The sequence below is a fragment of the Pseudomonas sp. B23(2017) genome (assembly GCF_002113725.1).
GTDB lineage: Bacteria > Pseudomonadota > Gammaproteobacteria > Pseudomonadales > Pseudomonadaceae > Aquipseudomonas > Aquipseudomonas putida_Z.
On the sequence record NZ_NEJM01000009.1, the window covers coordinates 175728 to 202713 of the forward strand.

The 26986-nt window shown below is 60.9% G+C and carries 21 protein-coding genes; 9 read left to right on the plus strand and 12 right to left on the minus strand.

Going from position 1 to position 26986, the window contains the following annotated elements; all coding sequences use genetic code 11:
• A complete protein-coding gene (locus tag CAG46_RS16440) occupies positions 1–957 on the plus strand; it encodes an aliphatic sulfonate ABC transporter substrate-binding protein (RefSeq protein ID WP_085616305.1) in 957 nt (318 codons plus the stop codon).
• Between the two features lie 69 nt (positions 958–1026).
• On the opposite strand, the gene CAG46_RS16445 is transcribed toward CAG46_RS16440, so the two are convergent.
• The 7 genes from CAG46_RS16445 to CAG46_RS16480 all read right to left on the minus strand — a co-directional run bounded on the left by CAG46_RS16445 (position 1027) and on the right by CAG46_RS16480 (position 9474).
• Positions 1027–1518, minus strand: a complete 492-nt coding sequence (locus CAG46_RS16445) for a GNAT family N-acetyltransferase (protein ID WP_085616307.1) — start codon at positions 1516–1518, stop codon at positions 1027–1029.
• A gap of 413 nt (positions 1519–1931) precedes the next feature.
• Positions 1932–3197 carry an MFS transporter gene (locus tag CAG46_RS16450; protein WP_085616309.1) on the minus strand — a complete coding sequence of 422 codons (1266 nt, stop codon included), beginning with the start codon at positions 3195–3197 and terminating at the stop codon, positions 1932–1934.
• Positions 3198–3230: 33 nt separating this feature from the next.
• Positions 3231–4301 (minus strand): sugar phosphate isomerase/epimerase, encoded by a 1071-nt coding sequence (locus CAG46_RS16455; RefSeq protein ID WP_085616311.1) that lies wholly within the window; start codon positions 4299–4301, stop codon positions 3231–3233.
• Between the two features lie 112 nt (positions 4302–4413).
• A complete protein-coding gene (locus CAG46_RS16460; RefSeq protein ID WP_085616313.1) occupies positions 4414–5919 on the minus strand; it encodes a PLP-dependent aminotransferase family protein in 1506 nt (501 codons plus the stop codon).
• Positions 5920–6432: 513 nt separating this feature from the next.
• Positions 6433–6783 (minus strand): RidA family protein, encoded by a 351-nt coding sequence (locus CAG46_RS16470; protein WP_085616317.1) that lies wholly within the window; start codon positions 6781–6783, stop codon positions 6433–6435.
• A gap of 17 nt (positions 6784–6800) precedes the next feature.
• Entirely contained in the window at positions 6801–8045 is a 1245-nt protein-coding gene (locus CAG46_RS16475; RefSeq protein WP_085616319.1) for an FAD-binding oxidoreductase, read from the minus strand.
• Between the two features lie 7 nt (positions 8046–8052).
• Positions 8053–9474: a PLP-dependent aminotransferase family protein gene (locus CAG46_RS16480; RefSeq protein WP_085616322.1), complete on the minus strand. Its 1422-nt coding sequence runs from the start codon at positions 9472–9474 to the stop codon at positions 8053–8055.
• A 345-nt stretch (positions 9475–9819) separates the two neighbouring features.
• On the opposite strand from CAG46_RS16480, the gene CAG46_RS16485 reads away from it, so the two are divergent.
• The 3 genes from CAG46_RS16485 to CAG46_RS16505 all read left to right on the plus strand — a co-directional run bounded on the left by CAG46_RS16485 (position 9820) and on the right by CAG46_RS16505 (position 15714).
• Positions 9820–11220 carry an amino acid permease gene (locus CAG46_RS16485; protein ID WP_085616324.1) on the plus strand — a complete coding sequence of 467 codons (1401 nt, stop codon included), beginning with the start codon at positions 9820–9822 and terminating at the stop codon, positions 11218–11220.
• Positions 11221–12112: 892 nt separating this feature from the next.
• Positions 12113–12349 (plus strand): hypothetical protein, encoded by a 237-nt coding sequence (locus CAG46_RS16490; protein ID WP_015270586.1) that lies wholly within the window; start codon positions 12113–12115, stop codon positions 12347–12349.
• A gap of 812 nt (positions 12350–13161) precedes the next feature.
• Complete coding sequence (locus tag CAG46_RS16505) at positions 13162–15714, plus strand: EAL domain-containing protein (protein WP_085616329.1); 2553 nt, start codon at positions 13162–13164, stop codon at positions 15712–15714.
• Positions 15715–15736: 22 nt separating this feature from the next.
• Here CAG46_RS16505 and CAG46_RS16510 read toward each other — a convergent pair whose 3' ends face one another.
• Positions 15737–16651: a LysR family transcriptional regulator gene (locus tag CAG46_RS16510; RefSeq protein ID WP_085616331.1), complete on the minus strand. Its 915-nt coding sequence runs from the start codon at positions 16649–16651 to the stop codon at positions 15737–15739.
• Positions 16652–16850: 199 nt separating this feature from the next.
• On the opposite strand from CAG46_RS16510, the gene CAG46_RS16515 reads away from it, so the two are divergent.
• The 4 genes from CAG46_RS16515 (at position 16851) to hutH (ending at position 21111) form a co-directional block, all read left to right on the plus strand.
• On the plus strand, positions 16851–17819 hold the full coding sequence (locus tag CAG46_RS16515; RefSeq protein WP_015270114.1) for an ABC transporter substrate-binding protein: 969 nt from the start codon (positions 16851–16853) through the stop codon (positions 17817–17819).
• 75 nt (positions 17820–17894) lie between these two features.
• Complete coding sequence (locus CAG46_RS16520; protein ID WP_085616333.1) at positions 17895–18746, plus strand: proline/glycine betaine ABC transporter permease; 852 nt, start codon at positions 17895–17897, stop codon at positions 18744–18746.
• The gene (locus tag CAG46_RS16525; protein WP_085616335.1) at positions 18743–19576 is read left to right on the plus strand and encodes a glycine betaine/L-proline ABC transporter ATP-binding protein; all 834 of its coding nucleotides are present in this window, start codon (positions 18743–18745) and stop codon (positions 19574–19576) included. Before CAG46_RS16520 ends, CAG46_RS16525 begins: the two co-directional genes overlap by 4 nt.
• An 11-nt stretch (positions 19577–19587) precedes the next feature.
• Entirely contained in the window at positions 19588–21111 is a 1524-nt protein-coding gene (gene hutH / locus CAG46_RS16530; protein WP_085616337.1) for a histidine ammonia-lyase, read from the plus strand.
• Positions 21112–21198: 87 nt separating this feature from the next.
• Here hutH and CAG46_RS16535 read toward each other — a convergent pair whose 3' ends face one another.
• On the minus strand, positions 21199–22056 hold the full coding sequence (locus CAG46_RS16535; protein ID WP_085616339.1) for an SDR family oxidoreductase: 858 nt from the start codon (positions 22054–22056) through the stop codon (positions 21199–21201).
• Positions 22057–22254: 198 nt separating this feature from the next.
• Here CAG46_RS16535 and CAG46_RS16540 point away from each other — a divergent pair, with 198 nt between their 5' ends.
• The gene (locus CAG46_RS16540; RefSeq protein WP_085616390.1) at positions 22255–23607 is read left to right on the plus strand and encodes a sodium:proton antiporter; all 1353 of its coding nucleotides are present in this window, start codon (positions 22255–22257) and stop codon (positions 23605–23607) included.
• Between the two features lie 90 nt (positions 23608–23697).
• Here CAG46_RS16540 and CAG46_RS16545 read toward each other — a convergent pair whose 3' ends face one another.
• From CAG46_RS16545 to CAG46_RS16555, 3 genes are all read right to left on the minus strand, one after another.
• Positions 23698–23916 carry a general stress protein gene (locus CAG46_RS16545; protein ID WP_003256807.1) on the minus strand — a complete coding sequence of 73 codons (219 nt, stop codon included), beginning with the start codon at positions 23914–23916 and terminating at the stop codon, positions 23698–23700.
• A gap of 200 nt (positions 23917–24116) precedes the next feature.
• Positions 24117–25442: an SDR family oxidoreductase gene (locus CAG46_RS16550; protein WP_085616341.1), complete on the minus strand. Its 1326-nt coding sequence runs from the start codon at positions 25440–25442 to the stop codon at positions 24117–24119.
• A gap of 221 nt (positions 25443–25663) precedes the next feature.
• On the minus strand, positions 25664–26965 hold the full coding sequence (locus CAG46_RS16555) for an Nramp family divalent metal transporter (protein WP_085616344.1): 1302 nt from the start codon (positions 26963–26965) through the stop codon (positions 25664–25666).
• Between the last annotated feature and the right edge of the window lie 21 nt (positions 26966–26986).

A 26986-nucleotide genomic window follows, 5' to 3' on the forward strand; every position in this document is an offset into this window, starting at 1 on the left:
ATGTCCTTCAAACCCCTGCGCCAGCTTGGCCTGGCGCTGCTGGCCAGCGCCTTGCTGCCGAGCCTCGCCAGCGCCGAACAGACCCTGCGCATCGGCTACCAGAAATCCTCGACCCTGCTAACACTGCTCAAGGCCCGCGGCAGCCTCGAACAACGCCTGCAGGCCGAGGGCATTCGCGTCAGCTGGCACGAGTTCCCCAGCGGCTTGCCATTGCTGGAGGCGCTGAACCTGGGCAATGTCGACCTGTCGGCGGATGTTGCCGACACCGTACCGGTATTCACCCAGGCTGCTGGCGCCAGGCTCACCTACTTCGCCCGGGAGACGCCATCGCCAACGGCCCAGGCCATCCTGGTGCCCGCAGACTCGCCACTCAGGACCCTGGCCGACCTAAAGGGCAAGCGCGTGGCGGTGACCAAGGCCGCTGGCAGCCACTATTTGCTGATCCAGGCCCTGGCCAAGGCTGGGCTGACCTTCAAGGACATCACCCCGGCCTACCTGATCCCTGCCGACGGCCGCGCCGCCTTCGAGAACCACAAGGTCGATGCCTGGGTAACCTGGGACCCTTACGTGGCCAGCGCCCAGCGCCAGCAGAACGCCCGCATCCTGGCCGATGGCAGCGAGCTGGCCAGCTACCAGCGCTACTACCTGGCCAGCAGCGACTATGCCCAGGCCCACCCCGAGGTGCTGCAGCAGGTGTACCAGGCCCTGCGTGAGGCAGGTGTCTGGACCAAGGCCAACCCGGCGGCCGCAGCACGCATCCTCGGGCCGTTGTGGGGCAACCTGGACAGTGCCACGGTGCAGCAGGCCAATGCCCGGCGCAGCTACGACGTGCAGCCGGTGAAGCCGGAGAACCTGGCCGAACAGCAGCGCATCGCCGATGCGTTCTACCGCGAGGGGCTGTTGCCCAAGGCGGTGGATGCCAAGGCGGTGAGCTTGTATCAGCCGGCTGCCGACTAGCGTGGGGTAGTCTGTTTGGTTTGTTCTGTCTTCTTTTCAATGTCCGCTTTCGGGCGAAAGCGGTAACTATCAACTAATGGATTTGGCCATTTCCGACGTTCCAGTCCAACCGGTTTGCTCATAGACCGGTTTACCCGTCTCGGTTGCGTGCAGGACAGCGAAGGTGATGCCTCGGCGAGCGAACTCGGCGTCGGCTGCCTGCATCAAGGCTGAAGCCAGGCCACGGCGGCGGTAGGCAGGCTGGACGAACACATTCAGCACGTACCCTCGCTTGTCTAGGGTCGGGTGCGATGGATGGGGAGGCCAATCAATGCTCATCAAGCCAATGGCTGCGACAGGTTGGTCGCCATCCAGGAGCTTGAAACCGTAGTACCGACCGTCACCGAGCCGCTCTTCAAGCCATGGGCGAAAGTGCTGAGTCATGACTTGCAGCTTTTCAGGGTCGCCACCTGCCTCAAGAAACATCTCCTGGCGATGTGAGCAGATCGTTTCTGCGTCAGCGGGCTCGACACGCCGGCACTCCAAGCCTGAAAACTTTCCACATCCTTGTAGGTCGATCATCGTTTATCCCGTGTCAGTGGCCGATTCATGGAAAGGCAGCCTATGGCACCTTCAGGCCTGTTTGCAATGGCTAACGATCGCCCTTGGCAAGCCACTCAGCTTTTGTCATCTCTCCTGGAGCTGCACATAACTCATTGAATCAGCGGGGCCTGAAGCAACTGTCTTGCTCAAATTCCCAAAGGTGGCGCGATCCCCTGTGGGAGCGGCCTTGTGTCGCGAAAGGGCTGCAAAGCAGCCCCAGCAATTTCAACTATCGCGCATCAATCCAGGGGCCGCGATGCGGCCCTTTCGCGACACAAGGCCGCTCCCACAGGTACAGCGACAACCTCGAGAGCAACGCCCAGGCCGGCATTGTGGGCTGAGGAAGGCTCGGCATGATGGACGATCCCTCCTCCTGAAGCCCATGGCGATGATCAGGCTTGTACCGCATTGACCCCGCCAGTGGGCATGGATTTTTTGCGCACCGCTTGATAGAGAAGGCTGGACACCATGAAGCCCACGATGGCCAGTATGCTCATCAAGGTGAACACATAGTTGTAGCCCTGTTGACCAGGGAAGTGGTCGAGGAGCGCGCCATAGATGACGTAGGCAAACATGCCGGGGGCATAGCCGATCAGGCAACCGATGCCGAAGGCCGAGCCGGTGATGTGCTGGGGAATACCGACTTCGCCCATGGGTGCCCAGAACACGCCGCGCATCGAGAACACAATCAGGGCGAAGGACAGGGTGGCCGCCATCCCCGCATAGATGAAGCCCGGGCTTTTGGGAATCAGCATGATCACGCCCATCAGCGGCAATAACGCCAGGAATGCCCATTTCAGGTAACGGCTGGTGCTCTTGAACTGCTTGTCGGCAATGAAACCACCGGCAGGCCCGCCGAGGATTTTCAGGAAGTATTGGTTGATGATGCCGTAGGCACCTACCAACGCCACGGGCAACCCGTACATTTCCTTGAGGTAGGGAATGAAATAGGTCAGGCCGCAGTAGACGATGTAGACCATGAACACGTTGAGACTGACCAACCAGATACCGGGTACCTTGATCGCCTCCATCAGGTTCGCCAGACCGTTTTTCGGCTTGGCGGCCGATTGCGCGTTACCGCCCTTGAGCAGGAGCCAGGTCAGGGTGCCGGCGAGAATGTCGATGACCGAGTAGAACAGGATCGCCGACTTCAGGCCGGTTTCCCCCGAGCCCATGGCGACGAACACGCCCAGTGCGGAAAAGGCCACCAGCGTATCAACCATGCCACGCCCGCCTTCCAGCAGGCCGAACAACCGGCCTTGCTCCTGATCGTCACCCAGATTACGGATGGCTTTGAGCAGCGATGGCCAGAACAGGCAGTCGGCACAGACGGCCAACAGGCTGAACACGATCAGTAAGCTGCTGAAGGGCGGAAAGGTTGCCAGGTACAACCCAAGAGCTCCGGTCCCGATCAGGCCGAGGGGGATCAGTTTGCGCGTGTCATAGCGATCGGCGAGCAGGCCGCCAACCACAAACAGTGCAGTCGCGATGATCGCGTTGGCACTCAACAGCACGCCGATTTCAGTGTGGCTCAGGCCCATGAATTCCTGCATGGGGACATAGAAGGCGTCCTTGAGGTTCGCCAACTTGTAAATGGTGCCGCCACCGAGGATGAGAATCAGGAGTCTGAGCCATTTGGCCTTGTTTTGAGTTGTCATTATTGTTCTCCGGGCGTAATCGGGTCGTCAGGTTCAGGCGTTGGAAGGGGTGGCCAGGGTCAGTTCAGCCAAGGTGCGCAGTTCGCCCAGCAAGCGTCGGACATAAGCCACCTGATTGTTCGCCCAGCGGTGTTCGTCGGCCAGCATGCGCTCGAGCGAGTAGCCTTTCGGGAGCGGCGTTTCGCTCATCTCCCGGTAAGCAATGAATGGATCGGCCGCTTCGAGGCTCTGGCGGAAGGCCGGGGCCACGTAGTGATTTTCCTGCTCGAGAATGAACGCGATCACCTGTGGGGTTGCTTCGCCCAGCATCAACAGTTCGAACAGCATGCGGGCGCTGGGCAGGTCGTCTTCGTCGCTGCCTTGCAATACGCCGTAATGGCCGAAGCCGTTTTGTTCGGGGACGATGCGTACGCCCTTGAGATGAGCCTGGCGGATGTGCGGCGCCAGGTTGTGCAGGGCCTGCAGGGGCTGTTCGCAGGCATTGATCATGTTGCCGAAGTCGAACAGGGCATGCAGGCGAGGGTGGTTGAGACGGTTGAGCAACTGCGCGATTTCGCTGCTCTTGAGTTCTTCATGCTGCTCGAAGTCAAAGTACAGATCGTTGGCGTCGGCCTGTTGCGCGAGGTAGTGCAGGTCGGTCTCGATCACGTCCATCACCCGCGACAGCGTGCCCTCGTAACGTGAGTAGACACGGATGTTGCGCACCCCCAGGGCCTTGGCGATGGCGATCACCTGGTCGACATCCTTTTTCAGCGTGCTGCTGATTTCCAGGTGCACATCCAGCCCCAGCGCCTTGGCCTTGCTGGCAAACGCCTGGAGCTGCTCTGGCGACATCTGGCTCAGGCTGTTTTCCTCACCGTCGAGCAAGTGCAGGCTCAGACCTTGCAGCTCGTGGCGATAGGCAAAGTCCAGCAGGTCGGCGGGGGTGACACGACCGTGGGTGAGGTTGGTCAGTAGCGGGTAGGCGTGGGCAAACAGGCGCAATTGCCCGAGACGCTCAAGCAACCGCTGGGCCAGTGCTTCGGTCAGCGCTGGAGCAGCTACGTGTTCGACCACCTTGTGGCTCAGCAAGGCGTTGAATCGTTCCTGGATCTTGTTGTTCATTAGAGTCGTTCCTGGTTCAGACTCCGGGTCTACCGGCGCAGCCTTTATCGCGCCAGTCAGGAACTCTCGATAGATCCATTATCAACTAATTGATAAGGCCACTTGCCTCGCATCAAGTGGCTGGCGGAAGGTAACCCAGCGTGCGCAAGGCCTGGGCCAGCTCCTCGACACGCTCCCGGGCCTGCTTTTCAGGCGTGCCGGCAAAGCCGATCAACAGGGCAGGCGGCAGGTCATGCTTGATGCGGTAGTCGCTCAAGGCGTAGGTGTGAATGTTGTGTCGGGCCAGTTGCCGGGCGATGTCAGTGTCACTCAGTTCGGGGGGCAGCCAGGCGATCAGGTGCATGCCGGCATCCGTCGGAGTGATCCTGAAAAAGCTGCCGATCTGCTGTTCAAGTTGTTCGATCAATGCCTGCTGGCGCGCCTTGTACAGTGCACGCATGCGGCGGATGTGCCCCAGGAAGTGGCCTTCGCTCATGAAGTCCGCCGTTGTGGCCTGAAGCAGCGTGGGCGGGCTGCGATCCATGACCGCCCGCAGGGTGCAGAAGGGCTCGACCAGAGCCTGCGGCAGAATCACGTAACCCAGTCGCAGTGACGGAAAGAGCACTTTGCTGAACGTGCCGACGTAGATCACCCGGGCCATCTGGTCCAAGGCATACAGTGCCGGGAGAAGGCGACCACTGTAGCGAAACTCGCTGTCGCAATCGTCCTCGATGATCCAGCTCTGATGCTGCGCAGCCCAGTCGATGAGTGCCTGGCGCCGCACATAACTCAGGGTGACACCCAAAGGATGCTGACGCGAAGGCGTACAAAATACCAGGCGTGCATCAGGGCACTCGGCAAGGCCTTGCTGGACATCGATCCCCTGCTCATCAATACGCAACGGAATGATCTTGGCCCCTTGGGCTTGCAACGCAATTCGCGCGGCGATGTGCCCGGGGTCTTCCATCCAGACACTGTCCTGCGGATTGAGCAGCAGCATGCCCAGCAGGTTGAACGCTTGTTGTGCGCCGGAAACGATCACCACTTGCTCGGCATTGCAGTCGATACCTCGCGCATCGAAGACGTATTCGGCAATCGCTGTGCGAAACGCCTGCAAACCTTGCAACTCGCCATAACCCAGAATCGCCTTGGTCGGCTTGAGCAAATGACGGTTCATCAGGCGCCGCCAGATGGCTTGCGGAAATTCTTCATAGGTGCTGTGACTGGGCAGGAAGGAGGTCGGCGTCGCGGGATCCCAGTCGGCATAGGACACCCCGCGAAAATGATCGCTGCGCAGCGACAGCATCGACTGGCTCAGTTCGGACAGGCGCGGTGGCTGGCGCGGTTGCTCGTCCTCGATACGCCGGCTTTCCCACTCAGTACCGACATACGTACCTGCACCCGTGCGCGAGGCCAGGAAACCTTCGGCAATCAACTGATCGAAAGCATTGAGGATGGTGATCCGCGACAGCCCCAACTCGATGCTCAAGGTCCGGGTCGACGGCAGGCGCACGCCCCCCTGAATTCTGCCGTTGAGTATCTGTTTGCGAATCTGCAGATACAGCTGGCGGTACAGGGGTATGGCACTGGCACGGTCCAGTTCGATAGCCGACAGCAGCAAACCTGTGGGGGATTTCATGACATGCTCGTCTGGTGAAATGGGACTTGGCCTGGAAACCGTCAGGTGACGGGGCTTTCAGGGTAGCGAGCGATACCCGATAAGTCATCCGTCCGGCTTTGATGTCCGGTGCAGCGTCCGTTTTGGGTCGATAGTGGCCAGTCGCGAATGGCTGCAAACGACCCAAAACGGACGCTAAAAGATAACTGGTTTCGTAAGCGCGACACGTACTCTGTGGGAGCGGGTTTACCCGCGAAGCAGGCGCCGCGGTGGATGGCACCGGCTGTGCCGGTGTTCGCGGGTAAACCCGCTCCCACAATGATTGCTGTTGGGCAAAATGACAGCTAAGGGTCGATAGCGGTCACTCGGCGAAAGCTGCATCTGGGCTAAACACTTATACTGGCGAGAGTATCAGTCCAGGCCTTGTTACACTTGAAACAACCGTTCCAGGAGTTTCGAAACAAAGGGGGAGTTCCGAAACTTGAGCCTTTCGATGGCCATTCGGGCTCGTCACAAGCCCGGCGCCGCGTGGCATTACTGGGGAGCGGCGGCGGTAATGATTACTTCCACCAGCAGCCGCGGATCTGCCAGCTTCGCCTCGCCGCAGGCTCGCGCCGGTGCATGGCCGCTGGGTACCCAGGCATCCCAAACGGTATTCATCTCGTCAAAGTCTGCCATGTCGGCCAACCAGATAATGGCCTGAAGCAGGTGCTGGCGAGTGGTGCCGGCCTCATCGAGTAGGGCATCGACCCGCGCCAGGGCTTCTCGGGTCTGTTCCGCCACCGTCTGGCTGGCCTCGCCGACCTGGCCTGCAAGATAAACGGTGTCGCGGTGGATCACGATCTGGCTCATGCGCGGGTTGATCTGTTTGCGCAAAATGGTCATGGGTCAATCTCCTTGGGTCAGAAACGGCGTGAGGAAAACGCGTCGATCCATGCAGGCGCTGTTCCTTCGATGAGTTGGGTTACCAGTTGCCCTGTAACCCCCGCCAGTGTCAAGCCAAGGTGCTGATGACCAAAGGCGTGAATCAGGCGCGGTTCGTTCGGCGAGACGCCAATGACCGGTAGCGAGTCCGGCAGCGACGGGCGAAAGCCCAGCCAGCGCCTCGCCACTGGCTGGCGAAGGCCAAGCACGCGCCGTACCCGTTGCTCCAGGTACTCGAAGCGCCGGGGGTTGGCCGGGTCATTGATCGAACCCAGCTCCACGGTGCCGGCCACGCGCAGGCGACCCGCCATGGGGGTCATGTAGAAGGCGCTTTCGACCGGGCAGCAGGGGCGTTCGAGCAAGGTATCTTCCAGGTCGAACTCGATATGGTAGCCACGCTCGGTATCCAGCGGGATGCGATCGCCCAGTTGCTGCGCGAGGGCGGCAGACCAGGCTCCGCCGCAGAGCACCACGCGTTCGGCGAGCAGGCTGTGGCCATCGGCGCAGTCCAGTTGTAGTGCATTGCTGCGCCGAACAAGGCGCTGCACGGTGCTGAAACACAGGGTGCCATCCTGCAGCAGTGGCGATGCCAAGTCTTCGAAGAAGCGCTTTGGATCATCCAGATGGGAGGATTTGGGGAAGAGGATGCCGCCTACCGTCTTGCCGGCCAGTGCGGGCTCAAGTGCTTCGAGTTCGTCGCGACTCAAGCGCTGTTGAGGGATGCCGAAGCTGTCACGCAGCGCATAACCGCCGTCGGCGCCGCGCAGGCTGTCCAGGCTGGAGTAGGCATAGATGCAGCCTTTATGGCGCAGGTGCATTTCGGCCACAGGCGCCTCATCCAGCAGTGGTGCATACCCTTCGTAGGTGTGTTGCAGCAATTGTGCAAGGGCCGTCGCGTTACGCTGGAAATGATGAGGCCGGCACTGATTCAGGAAGCGGACAAGCCAGGGCATCAAACGAGGCAGGCGAGACCACCGTACAACAAAGGGCGAGTCCGCCGAGAAGAGCAGGCGTGGTATGTCGCGCAGCAGGCCAGGTTGTGCGATAGGCATGCAGCCGTAGGGCGCAAATGTGCCCGCATTGCCATAGGAGGCACCTGCAGCGACCGCATCGCGCTCCAGCAACACCACATGGTAACCCTGGCGGCGCAGCCACAAGGCAGTGGCAACGCCGACCGCACCGGCACCGATTACAGCGACTTCACAACGCTCTGGCATCTTCATCTAGGCTTCAGACCCTGTCGAACATGTGCAAATGGCCTTGCTGCGCGAAACGGGCAATGACGTCCAGGGCGTGGACGAGCTGCTCGCGAGACTTGGCCGCGGAAAGGTTGATGCGCACCGCGTTGGGCGACTGGTCATGGCGCAAGCTGAACGCCCCGCCGGGCAGTAGCCCGACGCCATGCTCCTGGCAAAGGCGGGCGAAACGTGACGCGCTCCAAGGTTCAGGCAGCTGCAGCCAGGCATGTGTGCCAACATCGCTGGCCTGGTAATGCAGGCCCTTGAGGTGCTCTGCGAGCAAGGCCTGGCGTTTGCGCAATTCCTCGCGCTGATGGGCAATCAGTGCCTCGCTGACGCGATCCTCGATCAAGCGTGTCGCGATCAGCGCGTTAAGCGGCGAAATGCTCCAGCAGTCGATGCGCAAGGTGGTGGCGATGTTCTGCACCTGTCCGGGTGGCGCGACGACGAAGCCGATGCGCAGGCCCGGTGCGATGCATTTGGACAGGGCGGTGACATAGAACGTTCGCGCAGGGCGGCGCAACATGAATGTTTCGTCCCTGCACTCGAGCAACGGGCGATAGACATCGTCCTCGATCAGCCAAAGGTCGTCGTGTGGTGCAAGTACCTCAAGAAGGTCCGCACGACGTTGCGCGTCGAGGGTGATGGCGGTCGGGTTGTGGATCGACGGCACGAGGAACAGCACCCGTGGCCCGTAGTTAGCGATAGCCTCGCCCAGGGCTTGAGGGTTCATGCCCCGCTCATCCCCATCTACGCCGACCAGGTTCAGCCCCAATGACCGGCACAGGGCGTTGATGCCCTGATAGGTAATGCTGTCGGCCAACACGGTGTCACCTGCCACTGTCATGGCGCGCAGGATGCAGGCGATGCCGTGCTGAGCACCTTCGGTGATCACCACATTGCTCGCTTGAGCGGGTACATCCAGTGCACGCAACCAGTTCGCCGCGGCTTCTCGCGCCCAGGGCATGCCCTCGGAGGGGTGATATTCCTTCATCCCGGCAAAGCGCGGGTCGCTGGCCAGGCGCGGCAGGAGGGTGGCCAGAGCCTGGGTGTAGGCATCGGTAGCTGGACGGTTGACGCTGAGGTCGATCATGCCGGGCGCATCGCTTGGCGCCGACTGGAACTGCACCTGAACCTGGCGCGGCACCGCAACCTGGGTGCCCCGGCCTGGGCGGCTCTCGACCAGGCCTTGCTCCTGCAGCACGGCCATGGCGCGGGTCACGGTGGTGATGTTGATGCCCAGTTCGCCGGCCAGCTCGCGATGGGGTGGAAGCCGTTCGCCCGGACGCAGGGCGCCACTGCGAATGGCTTCGGCAAGGGAGGAGGCCAGTTGCGCGTAGAGTGTTTCAGCGCCGTCGCGCTGCAGCAGCGTATCCGTCTTTAGGGCAGCAAGTAGCTCTTTGAATGGGCTCATGGCCTGATTTTTCCTTGTGCTTATCCTTCACGTAGCAGGATAAAAGCTGGGCTTGTCCTGTATTTTTACCCATGACAAACGATGTTGACAAGACATATATGGGTTGATAGCTTCAAATTGTACTGCTTGTCATGCATTACAATAATACGAACCCCTACGGTAGGAATTCGCCATGACAGATCAGCCGTTCCACAGCCTGGCGCGCAGCCCGCTTGCATTGCTTCCGGCTCCAGGGGGCCGCGGCAGACGCCCAGAATATCCGGCGTCGCATCACATTTCATCATCCGATGTCTCGTTCTGTGAGGCTCGCTTGTACGGCAACACGCAGGATCAGGAGGCGCGCCCATGAGCAATTCGCTGAAACTGGATGAACCGCGTGAGCGCCGGCTGAGCGGCGCCTTGCGCCAGCGGCACATCACCATGATTTCGCTGGGCGGCATCATTGGCGCTGGCCTGTTCGTTGGCAGCAGTGCAACCATTGGCGCGATCGGCCCCGCAGCGTTCCTCAGTTATCTTGCCGCCGGCATCGTGGTGATGCTGGTAATGCGCATGCTCGGTGAAATGGCGGTGGCGATACCGGGCGTTGGATCGTTTACCGAGTACGCGCGACTGGGGCTGGGCAATTGGGTCGGTTTCACCAGTGGCTGGTTGTACTGGTACTTCTGGGTCATTGTCGTGGCGGTGGAGGCGGTGGTCGGAGCCGACATATTGAAGCAATGGATCCCGCTGCCCGCCTGGGCCATCGGCCTGAGCCTTCTGGCAGTCATGACCGCCATCAATTGTCTGTCGGTGAAGTCCTATGGCGAGTTCGAGTACTGGTTCGCATCACTCAAGGTGTTCGCCATCATCGTGTTCATCGGCCTGGGTTGTGCCTATCTGTTCGGTTGGGCGCCTAGCACCGGCGCCTTGCTGGACAACCTGGTCAACGACCGCGGCTTCATGCCTTACGGCATCGGTGCTGTGCTCGCCGGCGTGCCAACAGTGATCTTCGCGGTGGGCGGCGCAGAAATCGCTACCATCGCTGCAGCCGAATCGGATGACCCTTCCAAGAGTGTCGCTGCTATGACCCGCTCGGTGATCTTTCGGGTGATCGCGTTCTACGTCGTCTCTATTCTGCTGATCGTCTGTATCGTGCCCTGGGGCAGTATCGAGGCAGGGCATTCACCCTTCGTCGCCGCCATGGAGGTCATGCATGTACCGGGTGCGACGGTGATCATGGAAGCCGTGGTTCTGGTCGCCGTGCTGTCGGCGCTGAACTCCGGGTTGTATGTGTCTTCGCGCATTCTGTTCGGCCTCAGCGAGCGTGGCGATGCGCCGGTTGCACTGTCGCAACTGACCGGGCGCCGGGTACCGCGCATGGCTGTATTGCTGAGCAGTGTGATTGGCTACATTGCCATCGCCGCAGCGATCGCGTCACCACAAGGTGTTTTCCTTTTCCTGGTGAACGCCTCGGGCGCCATCATGTTGTTTGTCTACCTGGCCATCGCGATCGCTCAAGTGCGGTTGCGCCGTCAACTGGAGCGCGAAGCGCCACAGCGCCTAACGCTGCGCATGTGGCTGTTCCCCGGTTTGTCCTACGCGGTTATCGCCGCCATCGTCGGGGTGCTGGTGGCCATGGCGTTCCAGGAAGGGCTGCGCACGCAATTGCTTGCCAGCCTGGTCAGCCTGGGGGTGGTTTCGGCGGCGCATCTGTTGGTGCGCAAGCGCCGATTGCACGCTGGGCAGCACGGGACGCGCGCTGCATAATCGCGCCATCGGATCGAAACCCCGCCAACTGGCGGGGTTTTCTCATGAAGCGTCATTGCAAAGCAGTCACTCGCGACTGGCAGCTATCGACCCAAAGTGGACACTGATCCAAAGCTCTGTAGTCAGTGCAGGCCTCATCGCCGGCAAGCCGGCTCCCACAGGAATATCACCAACCTTCAGGCATGCGCTGTACTTGTGGGAGCCGCGCTTGCCGGCGATGGGCCGCGAAGCGGCCCCGGTTACAGATGTCCGCTTTGGGTCGACAGCCGCCATTCGCGATCGATCGCTTTTGCCCAAAGCGGACGCTAAAAGATAACTGGTTTCGTAAGCGCGACGCGTACTCTGTGGGTGGGTTTACCCGCGAATAGGCCGGTGCAGGCGACACAACCTAGTGATCACTGCTGATTCCCCGGGGCCGCTTTGCGGGCCTATCCAACCGGTCCGGCGCCCCGGCAAGGCTACTCCCACATGGATCGCGTCAGCAGGTAATGAGTGAGAGGCGCCAACGGAAGTGTTACTACACATTCCCTTCGCTTGAAACGCTTCCCTGACACCGGTAGTCTTTGCCCGCTGCTGTAAGTCCAGCGGCCGGGTTTGGTCACCCGCAATCATCAAGGCGCACAAGCGCCCGCTCTGCGATACAGTTGGCGCTTTTTTGTGCCCGCTGTTTCGTTTTATGGCGGCTGTGCGTGGGGCGCCTCCGTGCGCGCCGGTTTCCTTGATTCCCGGTTGACCAACCCGCGTACAGTCGCCACCCATTCGTTTGGTCACGTTGTGTGGCGGCTCCAGTGAATCAAGGAGCGACACAATGACAAAAGGCTTACCCGATCCTCCCGTACGCGCCACCACGGCGTCCTCCAGTTTCTCCACGTGCGAATGCAGCCATCCGCCATTGTTTGCCGTGCGTTCTGGGGTGGACTACGAAGATGCGCTGGTGCATCTGTCTACGCTGCTCAAAGGGGCGTTTGCGACCAATCTCAAGGCACTGGAACTGGCCAAGGGGACCTGTCGTGATCTGCTGTTGAGCAATGACCATGGACTGGATTCGGCCAAGGCGGTGGTGGAGGCGTTGCTGGATGGGGTGGAGAGACAGCAACTGGTTGGGCGGAAGACGGTACCGGGTGTCTGACGAGCGTTTGGGCTTTGTTGGACTCAAGCGGCAGCCGTGATTGACCTCGAGGCCCCTTCGCGGGTGAACCCGCTCCCACAGGTTCAGCGCCAACTCGAAGCCCGCGCAGTACCTGTAGGAGCGGGCGCGCCCGCGAAGCAGACGACGCGGTGGATGGCACCGGCTTTGCCGGTTTTCGCGGGCATGCCCGCTCCCACAGGTACCGCGTGATCTCAAATGCGACGCCGTCCCTGTGGGAGCGGGTTTACCCGCGAATGGGGCGGTGCCGGGTGTCTGGCGGGCGCCTGGGTTTTGTTGAAATCCAGCGGCAGCCGTGATTGAGCTTGAGGGCCTCTTCGCGGGTGAACCCGCTCCCACAGGTACAGCGCCAACTCGAAGCCAGCGCAGTACCTGTGGGAGCGGGCGCGCCCGCGAAGCAGACGACGCGGTGAATGGTACCGGCTTTGCCGGTGTTCGCGGGCATGCCCGCTCCCACAGGTACCGTGTGATCTCAAGTGCGACGCCGGCCCTGTGGGAGCGGGTTTACCCGCGAAGCAGGCGCCGCGGTGGATGGCACCGGCTGTGCCGGTGTTCGCGGGTAAACCCGCTCCCACAATGATCGTCGTTGGGCAAAGCGACAGCTATGGGTCGTTATCCGCGGTACGCACCAGATCCTGGCGGTCGTTCACCGCTGGCAGGCCTCCGCGCTGTACTGACCATAGCCCCTTATCAGGCTCTAGGTTGCCTTTCGCCAGCCACCGATCGTCAGCTCCATCGACCTCCAAGCCCGCCGCCCGGTCAACCGGTAGACCCTAGGCCGCGATGGTGAACCAATGGACGTCTTTGCTGACAATGAAATGTCGACCCGCAGTGATGTGGTCGGGCAACTGATCGTGGCGTTTTCCCTGATTCTGCTGTTGGCCTTGTTGCTGGGGCTGTTCTCCCTCTACCGCCTCGCCGGGGCGCTGGACGCCCGAGAAGTGGAGCAAAGCCGCTTCTATGCTGAATCCGCCATGGCCCAGCTGCAGAAGAACGACAAGACGTTCCTGCTGACCCATGCCAACTGGCAGGCCGCCTATGATCACTTGGGCGGGCAGGTCGATGCACATTGGGCATACGACGAGGACAATGTCGGTGCCACGCTCTATACCTCCGATGGGTACGAAGGCGTATATGTGCTCGATGACGACGGTACGCGGTACGCAATACTGGACGGTAAGCTCAGCCAGCAGGGCCTGGAGCAGCATACCGTCAGTGCCGGCAAGATTCTGCAGGAGGCTCGGCAAGCAGCGCAGCACGATCAGGCGTCTTCAGGCTATCTGGTCTTTCGTGGCCAGCCGGCGGTGTACGTCGCTGCACTGATCCGCCCGCAGACCCAGCCGGCCCGCCCGCCGGGACCAACTGCGGTGTTGGTGTTCATTCGGGTTCTGTCGCCACAGGTGCTCTTGCCGCTGGGCCAGGCTGCGGGGCTGTCCGGCCTGGCCGTGGGCGATTCGGCCGATCAGCGCCAAGGGCGCGGTGCCTTGCCACTCGAAGGCAGCGGCCACACCTTGACATGGGATATACCGCAGCCCGGCACCGAACTGATCCACACGGTAATCGCGCCCTTGGCTATCGCCGTTCTGTTCATCGCGCTGAGCATGGCATTGTTTGCACGCTATGCGATCCGCGCCAGCACCAGGATCGATCGCAGCCACCGTGCTCTGGTGACTTCCAGGGTTGCCCTGCAATCAAGTGAAGAGCGCTTCAAGGCAGTGGCCGAAGCTGCCTCGGACTGGATCTGGGAAACGGATGTGCTCCTTCGCCTGACCTACCTTTCGGACCGGTTCACCGAACTCACCGGGCACCCCGTCGAAGCGTGGCGACAGCGCCCGATTACCGAGTTGCTGTCGTGTGATACCAGCAACCTCCGGACCTCGCTGCACAGCCTGGCCGCGACAGGCTCCTCCGGCACGCTGCGCTGCCAGTACCAGGACCATCTAGGCCAGCAGCGTATCTGCAGGATCGCTTCTCGCGCGATCGTGGCCGAGGGCGTGTGTACCGGCTTTCGTGGAACTTGCAGCGACATCACCGACGAAGTGGCCGCCCATGCCCAGATTCAGCACCTCTCCTTGCACGACGCCCTGACCGGCCTGCCGAATCGCAACAAGCTGTTCCGTTTCCTCGAACAATCAGCCCCTGGCGCTGAGCTACCCCAGGTGGCGCTGCTGATGCTCGATCTGGACAACTTCAAGCCAATCAACGACAGCCTTGGGCATCCGGCCGGCGACGCGGTGCTGCTCGAGGTAGCGAGCCGCCTCGGTCAAGTTACCCGCGACAGTGATCTGGTCGCGCGTCTGGGAGGCGATGAGTTCATCGTCGTGCTGACCCGGCCAGGCGATCACCAGGACATGGACCGATTCTGCATGCGCGTGATCGAGGCGATCAAACGCCCCATTCAGGTCGAAGGGCATGTCGTGCAAGTGGGGGTAAGCCTGGGCGTAGTGCTGTCGGCCGAGTACCCCGGTACGCCGAGCGACCTGATCCGGCACGCCGACGTGGCCCTTTACAGCGCCAAGCAGGCGGGCAAGAACACCTGGCGATTCTTTTCGGCACAGATGAACGCAGCATTGATGGAGAAGCGTGTGCTGGAAAGCGAGCTACGCGAGGGCATACCGCGTGGCGAGCTGGTGCTGCATTTTCAGCCGCGCTTCAAGGTCGATGGGGTCTCGATCGCATCGGCCGAGGCCCTGGTGCGCTGGCAACACCCGCGCCTGGGCTTGCTCCGCCCGGATCGTTTCATCCCGCTTGCCGAAGAGTCCGACCTGATCGTGCTCCTTGGCAACTGGGTGCTGCAGGAAGCCTGTACCAAGGCGCGGGGCTGGCCGCAGGCGGTGATGGTCTCGGTCAACATGTCGCCGGCCCAGTTCAGCCGCAGCGATGTGGTCCGCGACGTCGGCAACGCGTTGCGCGCCACCGGGCTGCCAGCCCACCGCCTGGAGCTGGAAATTACCGAGAACGTCATGCTCAACGATGTTGAAGGCGCACTGCACACCATGCTTGCACTGAAGGAGCTGGGCGTGCGCCTGAACATGGACGACTTCGGGACCGGTTACTCCTCGTTGGGCTACCTGCGTACCTACCCGTTCGACAGCATCAAGATCGACAAGCGCTTCGTGCAGCACTTGGGCAAGAGCGGCAGTGACCGTAGCGTGGTCCAGGCCATCATCAACCTTGGCAATGCAATGGGCATGACGGTGACTGCCGAAGGTGTCGAGACCGCCGAGCAACTGGCCTTGCTCAGCGATGACCAATGCCATGAAGTACAAGGGTTTCTGCTCAGCAAACCGCTGGAAAACGAGGTACTGATGGGGATGATGAAAGACCAGGTGTCGTTAGCGCAATGACGCCTCGCAGAGGAGGGCAGTTTCATTCGGACGCAAACGACGGCCGTTCCGCGAACCATGCCACCGCCAGCTCCTTGAACGCCTCAGCCGAAGGCGTCAGCGGATAGCGCTGATCATGCGCCAGCACGATGCTGTGCGTTGGCAATTTCTCCTCGGTCGGCCGGCATACCAGCGCTTGGCCATCATAACTGCGGTCACCAAATGGCCGGGTGTAGATCAGTGCCACGCCAAACCCGTTGGCGACCAGGCTACGCTGCATCTCGAAGGTGCGCACGCGGTGCACAGCGGCGGGCGAAAGATCGTAGAAGCTGAACAGATCCAGCACATGCTGCCAGCTGTGGACCTGATCGGTGACTACCAGGGTGTATACGGATAGCGCTTTGAGGCTGACGCGCGACTCCTTGGCCAACGGGTGATCGGCAGCCAGCAGTACCTGAGCGGTCAGCTGGCACAGCTGGGTGCATTGAGTGTTCGGCGGCAGACCCAGATCGTAGGTGATCGCCAGCTCTATCGCACCCTCACTCAGCCGCTTGCCCACATAATCGAAGCTGCCTTCGCGCATATCGACCGTGACCCTCGGGCAGGACTCCTGCATCCGTCGCACGATCTGTGGCAGGCAATAGGGCGCCAGGTCTTCAAAACACCCGACCACCAACTCTCCGACACACTCTCCCGCATTGGCATTGATCTCGGCAAAGGTCCGAGCCTCGCTCAGCACGCGCCGGGCCTGGACCATGACGGTACGCCCGAACGGGGTCAGCGATATGCCGAGGCCACGTTGGCGCACGAAAATCGATTGGCCCAGCACCTCTTCCAATTCGCTGATGGCCGCCGAAATGGAGGGCTGCGAAACATGAAGCTCCATGGCGGCAGTCGTCAGGTTCCCGTGCTTGGCCGCTGCGAGCGCGTAGCGCAGTTGTCGCAGTGTGAACTTCATAGGTTTTTCCGTTGTGATACATCAGGACATATTATTTTATCCTTTTTTGAGGTTGTGAAATATTTCCTCTGTGCAGTGGCCACAGATCACAGGTGCCACGCCGATGCCGATTGCAAGGCTGATCAGCCAGTTTGGCGACCCTCTTTGGGCCGGATGCCCTCGACTACTGCAATCCATGTTCTTGTTTGGGAGCGTCACAATGAAAATTACAAAGGCTCTGCTGACCACGACACTATCTTTCGGGCTGCTGGCGGCCGCTGGTGCCAGCCAGGCGGCCGGCTGGTGCGAGTCTGGCAAACCGGTGAAATTCGCCGGATTGAACTGGGAAAGCGGGATGCTGCTCACGGACGTGATGCAGTTCGTGCTGAAAAATGGTTATGGCTGTGAAACCGACAGCCTGCCGGGTAACTCCATCTCCATGGAAAACGCCCTGAGCAGCAACGACATTCAGGTGTTTGCCGAAGAGTGGGTAGGGCGCAGCGAGGTCTGGAACAAGGCTGCGGCCGCCGGCAAGGTCGTTGGCGTCGGCGCGCCGGTCGTTGGCGCGGTCGAAGGCTGGTATGTGCCGCGTTACGTGATCGAAGGCGACCCCAAGCGCAAACTCGAAGCCAAGGCACCGAACCTCAAGACCATCGCCGATCTTGGGCAATACGCCCAGGTATTCAAGGACCCGGAAGAACCGGACAAGGGGCGCTTCTACAATTGCCCGGCCGGCTGGACCTGCGAGCTGGACAACAGCGAGATGCTCAAGCACTACGGCCTGGAAAGCAGCTACACCAACTTCCGCCCGGGCACCGGCCCGGCACTGGATGCCGCCGTGCTGTCGAGCTACAAGCGTGGCGAGCCGATCCTGTTCTACTACTGGTCGCCGACGCCACTGATGGGCCTGGTCGACCTGGTCAAGCTGGACGAGAAGCCAGGCGTGGATAAATCCCTGACCATCAAAGTGGGCCTGTCGAAGGCCTTCCACGAGCAGGCGCCGGAACTGGTGGCGGTGCTGGAAAAGGTCAATCTGCCGATCGACCTGCTGAACCAGAACCTGGCGCGCATGAGCAAAGATCGCATCGAGTCGCCGGAGCTGGCCAAGTTGTTCCTCAAGGAGCACCCCGAGGTCTGGCACAGCTGGGTCAGCGAAGACGCAGCCAAAAAGGTGGACGCGGCACTCTGAGCGTGTGGGCTCGTCCGGCTCCTGCCGGACAAGGCACGCGACAGTCCGTTTCATGCACTTGCTCGAGAGAATTCCATGTTTCCCAAGAACTTCACGTTTTCCATTGCCGACTGGGTCAATGGCTGGGTCGATGCGCTTGTAACAAACTACGGTGACGTGTTCCGGCACATCTCCGACACCCTGCTGTGGGCCATCGTCAACCTCGAAGGCCTGCTGCGCGCAGTACCCTGGTGGCTGATGCTGGCCATCGTCGCCGGTATCGCCTGGCACGCCACCCGCAAAGTCGTGACCACTGCCGTGATCGTCGGCTTGCTCTTCCTGGTCGGCGCGGTCGGCCTCTGGGACAAGCTGATGCAGACCCTGGCGCTGATGCTGGTCGCAACGCTGATATCGGTCCTGGTCGGCATTCCGCTGGGTGTGCTGTCGGCGCGCAACGATCGCCTGCGGGCGGTGTTGATGCCGCTGCTCGACATCATGCAGACCATGCCCAGCTTCGTGTATCTGATACCGGTGCTGATGCTGTTCGGCCTGGGCAAGGTGCCGGCGATCTTCGCCACCGTCATCTATGCCGCGCCGCCGTTGATTCGCCTGACCGACCTGGGCATTCGCCAGGTGGATGGCGAGGTAATGGAGGCGATCAACGCTTTCGGTGCCAATCGCATGCAGCAACTGTTCGGCGTGCAGCTGCCACTGGCGTTACCGAGCATCATGGCCGGTATCAACCAGACCACCATGATGGCCCTGTCGATGGTGGTCATCGCCTCGATGATCGGCGCCCGCGGCCTGGGTGAAGACGTTTTGGTCGGCATCCAGACCCTGAATGTGGGCCGCGGCCTCGAAGCGGGCCTGGCCATCGTGATTCTGGCGGTCGTGATCGACCGCATTACCCAGGCCTATGGCCGACTACGGCATGGGGTGGGCAAATGAGCGCCAGACAGACAATGAACAAGATCGAAGTCAAGAATGTCTTCAAGATATTCGGTGCTCGCGCCGAAGATGCCCTGAAACTGATCCGCCAGCAAAAAGCCAAGGATCAGGTCCTGGCCGAAACCGGCTGCGTGGTCGGGGTCAACGATCTCTCGTTGTCCATCGGCAGCGGCGAGATCTTCGTGATCATGGGGCTGTCGGGCTCGGGCAAGTCCACCCTGGTGCGCCACTTCAATCGCCTGATCGACCCGACCAGCGGCCAGATCCTGGTCGATGGCGAAGACATTCTGCAGTACGACATGGAGGCCCTGCGCGAATTCCGCCGGCACAAGATCAGCATGGTGTTCCAGAGCTTCGGCCTGTTGCCGCACCGCACCGTGCTGGACAACGTCGCCTACGGCCTGAAAGTCCGTGGCGAGAGCAAGGCCATGTGCACAGAGCGTGCCCTGCACTGGATCAACACCGTGGGCCTCAAGGGTTACGAAAAGTCGTACCCGCACCAGTTGTCGGGTGGCATGCGTCAGCGCGTCGGCCTGGCCCGCGCCCTGGCTGCCGACACCGACATCATCCTGATGGACGAAGCCTTCAGTGCGCTCGACCCGCTGATTCGCGCCGAAATGCAGGACCAACTGCTGGAGCTGCAGAAGACCCTGCACAAGACCATCGTCTTCATCACGCACGACCTGGACGAGGCGGTGCGTATCGGCAACCGGATTGCCATTCTCAAGGACGGTCGCCTGGTCCAGGTCGGCACACCGAAAGAAATCCTCTACCAGCCTGCGGACGAATACGTCGATCGTTTCGTGCAGCGTCGCGTAGCTTCGCTTTAAGGAACGCGTGTATGTCGTTTGCCGAAAGAATCATCATCGCCGAGGCGCCAGTGCGTTGGCAGGACGTGGTGGCAGTGGCCCGGCATGGCGCGAAGCTTGAGCTGGCCCCATCGGCCTGGGCGCGGATCGAGAACGCCCAGGCCATTGTCCAGCGCATCGTTTCCAGCGGTGACCGCGCCTATGGCGTCAACACCGGGCTTGGCGCCTTGTGCAATGTCTCGTTGCAGGACGAACAACTCAGCCAGCTGTCGCACAACACCTTGCTCAGCCATGCCTGTGGCGTGGGTACGGCGCTGTCGGACGAACAGACCCGGGCGATCATGTGTGCGGCGATCATCAATTTCTGCCAGGGCCGTTCCGGCCTGCAGCGCAAGGTGGTCGAGGCGCTGCTGACCCTGCTCAACCAGCACATCACCCCGCAGGTGCCGAAGCAGGGGTCGGTGGGGTACCTGACCCACATGGCGCATATCAGCATCAGCTTGCTGGGCGTCGGCCAGGTCAGCTATCGCGGCCAGATCATGCCGGCGCAGCAGGCCTTGGCCGAGGTCGGCCTGGCGCCGGTCAAACTGGGTGCCAAGGATGGCCTGTGCCTGGTCAACGGTACCCCCTGCATGACCGGCCTTAGCTGCCTGTCCCTGGACGATGCCACGCGGTTGAGCCAATGGGCGGACGTTATCAGCGCCATGAGTTTCGAGGCCCTGCGCGGCCAGCTCGATGCCTTCGACCCTGAAATCATCGCGATGAAACCGCACCCCGGCATGCAGCGCGTGGGCAGTAACCTGCGGCGCCTGCTCGACGGCAGCGAAATCATTGCCAGCAGCCAAGGCATTCGCACCCAGGATGCCTTGAGCATTCGCTCGATCCCGCAGGTTCATGGCGCCGCGCGCGATCAGTTGGAACACGCTGCGCGGCAGATCGAAACCGAACTCAACTCCACCACCGACAACCCGATGCTGCTGGGTACACCCGAGTCGTACCGGGTGGTTTCCCAGGCGAATCCGCATGGCCAGTCGGTGGCCATGGCGGCCGACTTGCTGGCCATCGCGGTGGCCGAGATCGGGGCGATTGCCGAGCGTCGTCTCGATCGCCTGATCAACCCGTTGGTAAGCGGCTTGCCGGCCTTCCTGGTCAGCCAGCCGGGGGTGAATTCGGGCATGATGATTGTCCAGTACGTGGCCGCTTCACTGTGTGCGGAAAACCGTCAGCTTGCACAACCGGCAGTCGTCGACAACTACGTCACCTCCGGCCTGCAGGAGGACCATCTGAGCATGGGCACCAATGCCGGGTTGAAGCTGCACCGCGCCCTGGAGAACTGCACGCAGATCCTCGCCATCGAATACCTGTTGGCGGCCCAGGCATTCGAGTTCCTCAAGGAGCAGCGCTTTGGCGCGGGTACCAACGTTGCCTGGCGGTTGTTGCGCGAACGGGTCCCGGCGTATGCCCAGGACCGTTGGTTGGCCCCGGATATCGCCAGCAGCGCATCGATCCTGAAGGACCCGGGCCTGCTTGGCGCTGCATTCCCCGAGCTGCTATGACCGATGCATCCGCGCGCTGTGTAGGCGTTATGGCTGCCGGGTGCCGTACGGGATGCGTCCGTACGGCATGGTTTTCCCCACGATTTTCTAGAGGATCGGTTTGCCGCCAGTAACTCCGTAACGTGAACCACTGATGTAACTGGCTTCGTCGGAGCCCAGCAATACGTAGATCGGGGCGACTTCCACCGGTTGCCCAGGACGGCCCAACGGTGTTTTCGAGCCGAAGTTCCTGACCGCTTCGTCTGGCATGGTGGAGGGAATCAGAGGCGTCCAGATAGGCCCCGGTGCCACGCTGTTCACTCGGATTCCCTTTTTTCCGAGTAGTTGAGCCAAGCCAGCAGTGAAGTTGGCGATAGCACCTTTGGTCGTTGCATAGGCCAGCAAGCTTGGAGAGGGGTCGTCGGAGTTGACCGAGCTCGTATTGATGATCGAACTCCCCTTTGGCATGGAAGCGATTGCCGCCTGGCAGATTCGGAAGATGGCGGTGATGTTGGTATCGAAGGTTTTTACCCATTCATCATCGTCGATTTCTTCCAGGGTTTCGTGGGACATCTGGAACGCCGCGTTATTGACCAGAATGTCGATACGCCCGAACTGTTCGACTGTCTTTTCGACGATGTCGTAGCAGTGCTGTTTCTGCGCCAAGTCCCCCGGCAACAGCAGGCATTGTCGGCCCGCTGCCTTAACCCAGCGCGCGGTTTCTTGCGCGTCTTCATGCTCATTGAGGTAGGCGATGGCCACGTCGGCTCCTTCGCGGGCGTAGGCAATGGCTACCGCTCGGCCGATACCGCTGTCCGCTCCAGTGATAAGTGCAATTTTGCCTTCCAGTCGGTTCTGACCGGTATACGACTGCTCTCCGCAGTCTGGATACGGCTCCATCTTCCGCTGAGAACCGGGGACGCCTTGAGGCTGGGAGGGGAAGGGCGGAGTAGGGAAGTCTCGCACGGTAGTCGCTCCTGCAGTTGAGAACGTTAATACCGGTTTGAAACGATTGGCCCTGGTTTTGTTGGTTGCAATCTGCATTCGGTACGATGAGCGGTGCGGGGTACATTGCCCAATGAGTTACGTGCAATGCAGCGGAACGACCTGTTTCGCCAGAAAGTCCAAAATGTAGTCGAAAACTCTTTCAAGGCTTGTGCGCAGATGACCTTCATCGTCTGGTTCGCCATGCTGGGCACCGTCTTGCTGCTACTGGCGCTCTCATCCTCCTACCTGCGATGGATCCCTGTGACTTCATCCGTGGTGTGCCTTGCCCTGGGTATCGGCCTGGGCACATCGGGGTTGGGTTTTCTTCATCTGGACCTGAGCAAGGCGAGCGGCTGGATGGAGCACCTCACCGAAGTCGCTGTGCTGTTTTCGCTGTTCTTCAGTGGCTTGAAGTTGCGCCTGCCCTTGCATGACCGCAGATGGTGGGGCGCCTTCTACCTGGCGGGGCCGGTGATGTTGGTCTGCATCGGTGGGGTAACGCTGGTGCTGCATCATGGCCTGAACCTGGGGTGGGGCATATCGGTTTTGATCGGGGCGATACTCGCACCCACAGACCCCGTGCTTGCCACCTTGGTACAGGTGGTTGATGCCCGGGATGATGATCCGGTGCGTTTCAGCTTGTCTGGCGAGGCAGGGCTCAACGATGGCGTGGCGTTCCCCTTCGTCATCCTCGGGTTGTTCCTTCAGCAGGATACCGGCCAGGCATGGTTCAGTGACTGGTTGTTCAAGGACATGCTGTGGGCAGTGACTGCAGGCCTGTTGCTTGGTTACTGGATGGGGCGCGGCCTGGGCAAGCTCACGCTCTTTTTGCGCCTGCGCAACGACGACAGTACCGTGTCGCCCAATGACTACCTGGCCCTTGCCCTGATTGCGCTGGCTTACGTGAGCGCCGAGTCGGTTCAGGCCTATGGGTTTTTAGCGGTGTTCGCTGCTGGCCTCGGTTTACGCCAGGCAGAGGTTCAGACCTCCAATGGCCCCGAAGAGCCGGCTGCTGAACACTTGGTACAGCCCGTGGTAGGCCACCAGCATGTGGCGCCGGAGATGGCCGTCAAAGGTGATGTGCAAGGCCTCGACGACTCGCAGGTGGCAGCAGGCATCATGTTGGGGGATATGCTGGCTTTCGGCAGCTTGATCGAACGGGCAATGGAGGTGTTTCTGGTGACCATGCTCGGGGTAGTACTCATCGAGCATTGGGACTGGCGGGCCTTGATCGTAGCCGCAGCGCTTTTCCTGCTGATTCGTCCCTTGAGCATCCTCCTGTTCCCGGCTCGAGGAATGCTGGATATCCGGCAGCGTGGGCTATTGGGATGGTTTGGCATTCGAGGAATCGGCAGCTTCTACTATCTGTTCTACGCCCTCAATCACGGGCTGATTGCCACGTCAGCCGCGCAGAGTATCAACCTGGTTCTATCGGTGGTGGCGCTAAGCATTCTGCTGCACGGATTGAGCGTTCAACCGCTGCTTGCCAGATACGAAGCGTGGAAAGGGCGGCTCACTGCTTCGGTGTAGCTTGAAACCGACGCGGCACGTGTGGTGGCCGCTGCGTTCAATCTGAAAAAAAGCCAGGGCGCCGTGCACCCTGGCCGAACTCATTTCAAGTTAGCGATTTTCGCTACCACGACCGCCGCCGTGGCTGTTCTGTCCGCCTTTGCGTCCAGCCTCGGAGGCGCGCTCACGGTCGTTGGCAAAATTGCCCCCAGAGCTCTGGCCGCCTTTGCGACCTGCCTCCGATGCCTTCTCACGGTCATTGGCAAAGTTGCCTGGGTTGTTCTGTGCGGTACCACCTTGGTGGCCACGATTGGATTGGTTGTCAGCCATGATCTTTCACCTCATGTCGTCACACAGGAAAGTCTGTGTTCAACTCGGACGTCAGGCAGGGGGGCGTTTGCTCCACTGCTTTCTGCTCGGCCCGACGGGTTGCGCGAAAGAACCCGTGCGGGCGACTGTGGCGCCACAGAGCTTTGTTCGCCAACCTTTTGGAAGGATCTGGCTTGCGTCGAGTTGGACGGCACGGCCGTTCAGCTCCTGCGTCGTGAAAGGGTGATTGCAAGACCTACGATCATTCCAAGCGCCGCTGCGCCGATCAGTACAGGCGTCTTGTCTTTTGATTTCCTCCAGCCCCCGTCGATACTCCTTCTGCCACTCGGCGGCTCAAAGAGGTTGCCTGATGATGTTTCGGCTTTGGGACTGTGGTTTATTCCCCGACGCGTCAGCCACCCCGATAACAGAGGCAGACCTGGTACCAGGTAACTGGCCAGATGCGCCAGGCGGGCCGTGGCACCGACCGTGGTGTGGGCGCGTGGTGATATTGCGCAGGCCACCATGGCCTTCGCCACAAGTTCGGGATCATATACAGGGCCCGGAGGCGTCAGCGCATGGCCTGTGTAGTTGCCGCCGTCTCGGAAGCCCGGTGTGTCCATGACGGCCGGATAGATATCGCACACGTGGATATCGCGAAACTCCGTCAATTCCCCCCGCAGCGCCTCGGTCAGGCCACGCAAGCCGAACTTGCTAGCTGAGTACGCGGCTGCATAGGGTTGGGCTACCCAGCTGCCCAGTGACAGCGTGTTGATCAGGATGCCGCTGCCCTGGGCTTTGAAGAGGGGGAGGGCTACGAACGCACCGCGCAGGTAACCCATCAGGTCGGTCTGAATGACCTGCTCGTGGGACTCCAGCGGTGTTTCTTCGAAATTGCCGACCGCCCCAACGCCGGCGTTGTTGATCCAGATATCGATTCGCCCGTGGCCGAACTCTGCTGCCTGTGCGGCCAGCGCTTGCACCTGGTCGTTGCGGGTGACATCGGTCGTGATCGCTATGGCATCCGTCCCGCAGTCGGTGCATTCGTCCAGGACGTCGAACAACGCTTGTTCATCGCGCGCGGCAAGCACCAAACGAGCACCCTTGCAGGCAAATGCGTGCGCGGCGGCCCGGCCGATACCGCTGGAAGCGCCAGTGATGACCACGACTTTGCCGCGCAGCGGCCCTCTGCTCGGATAGCCCTCTCGGGGCGATTCCCGCTCTTTGCCAGACGTAGGCTGGTCGTCAACTGACGCGATCGTTTCGCTGGCTTCGATCCGAGAGAGTTCAAGAGCGGTGCCGTCGACCAGGGTCAACGTCAGCCCTTCAACCGTGCCAGCCTCCCGGTTCGGAAACACGGGTTCCCCTTCGGCATCCACGCTGTCGTAGATGAAACGCTTGCCCTCGATCCAACCCACGGCGGTCAGAAGTTCAGGGCCGAGGTAGTACTTCCCGTCCTGGAAGAAACCTGGGAACTGATGTGCCCGCTCCACGTTTTCCACGCGATAGCGTTCACCTGATTTCATACCTGTCGCTTGATCGATCATTTTGCGAACCCCTGTAGATCTAATGTCAGCCTTCTGCTAGGCATCTTTGCGTGATGGATATGCAGGGGAAGCCAAGGTGGGCCGCAAAGTTCAGACCAACAAGTCCGGTGGTAGGCTGCGTAATGGAATGCAGGCAGAAAAATACCGGTCACGCCGGTATCAGGCCGAGGCGCAGTGCCGGTCAGCCCTGGCCAGCATTGAGCCAGGGCCGCCAATTACCTTCAGGCGATAAGGTCCACTGCCAGCTGGAAGGCTACCCATAGCGCCAGGCCAGTGGCGAAGGCCAGCGCGATGTTTTCGAACCAGTTGTTGCGGTACGCCTTGCCCAGCAGCGATTTCTGGTTGGACATGATCAGCAGGCCCAGCGAGATCACCGGCAGGCCGATGATGTTCAGCGCGCTGACACCGATGGTAAGGCTCACGAAGTCGGGCATACCCGGGATCGACCAGGCCAGTGGCGTCACCAGGATGAACAACATGAACCATTTGTGCATCGGGTCGTTGTGGAATTCCTTTCCATAGCGTTCGCGCCGCTCGGGCTTCACATGCTGGAAAGCGTCGGTGATCAGCATGGGGAACGCAGTGGTCTTGCCAGAAATGCTGGCGAACAAGGTGGCGAATACGCCGACGAAGAAGATGTACCAGCCGATCGGGCCGAAGAACAGTTCCAACGCCTTGCCCAGGTCGCCAAGCGTTTTCACCTCGATGCCGTTGGGCCGCAGGATTTCCGCGCCGACGATCCAGATCGCCAGGTTGATGACGATACCGACGAATACCGCAAACAGCAGGTCGTTGCGCTGGATGCGTTTGTGTTGCGGGCCGACCCAGCCTTTTTCACGCATCACATAGGGGTGCACGAAGTTGGCTACCGAGCCTGCCACGGCACCGATCACCGATACCGCTACCAGCAGTGCGCCGTGAACGCCTTCATCGGCTGGAATGCTGAAACCGATGGTGCCTTTGACGATACCCGCCACGTCAGGGCCGGACATCACAGCCAGCGCCAGGAAGGCCAAGGTCATCACCGCCAACAGTACTTTCATGACGCCTTCGATCATTGCGTAGATGTTGCGCCCCACCAGCATCCACACGGCCAGCACCACGGCCATGGAGCACAGCAGTGGGTAGTCGACCCGCAGCAACATCGCCAGCGCTTCTCCCGCACCCTTGATCATGTAGGCGTTCATCAGGTGCCCCATCAACAGGGCATAGGCCAACATGAACCAGGCGAACACCGGGTGCAGCTGCGCATAGCCCTGCAGAATGGTCATCCCTTGGTTATTGCACAGCTGGAAGCGGGCGATGATGTTTACGATCAGGTACCGGAGCAACAGCGAAACGGCCAGCACCCACATCATGGCGTAACCGTAGTTCGCCCCGGCGACAGATGAGGTTATCAGATCTCCTGCCCCCAGCCACGACAGAACCGCGATGACGCCGGGGCCAAGCAATTTGATCAGCTTTGACAGGCGATTTTGAGGGGTTACGGCAGTTTTCCCCTCGACAGAAGGTATGCTCGACATGGTGACTCCATTGTTTTTTTT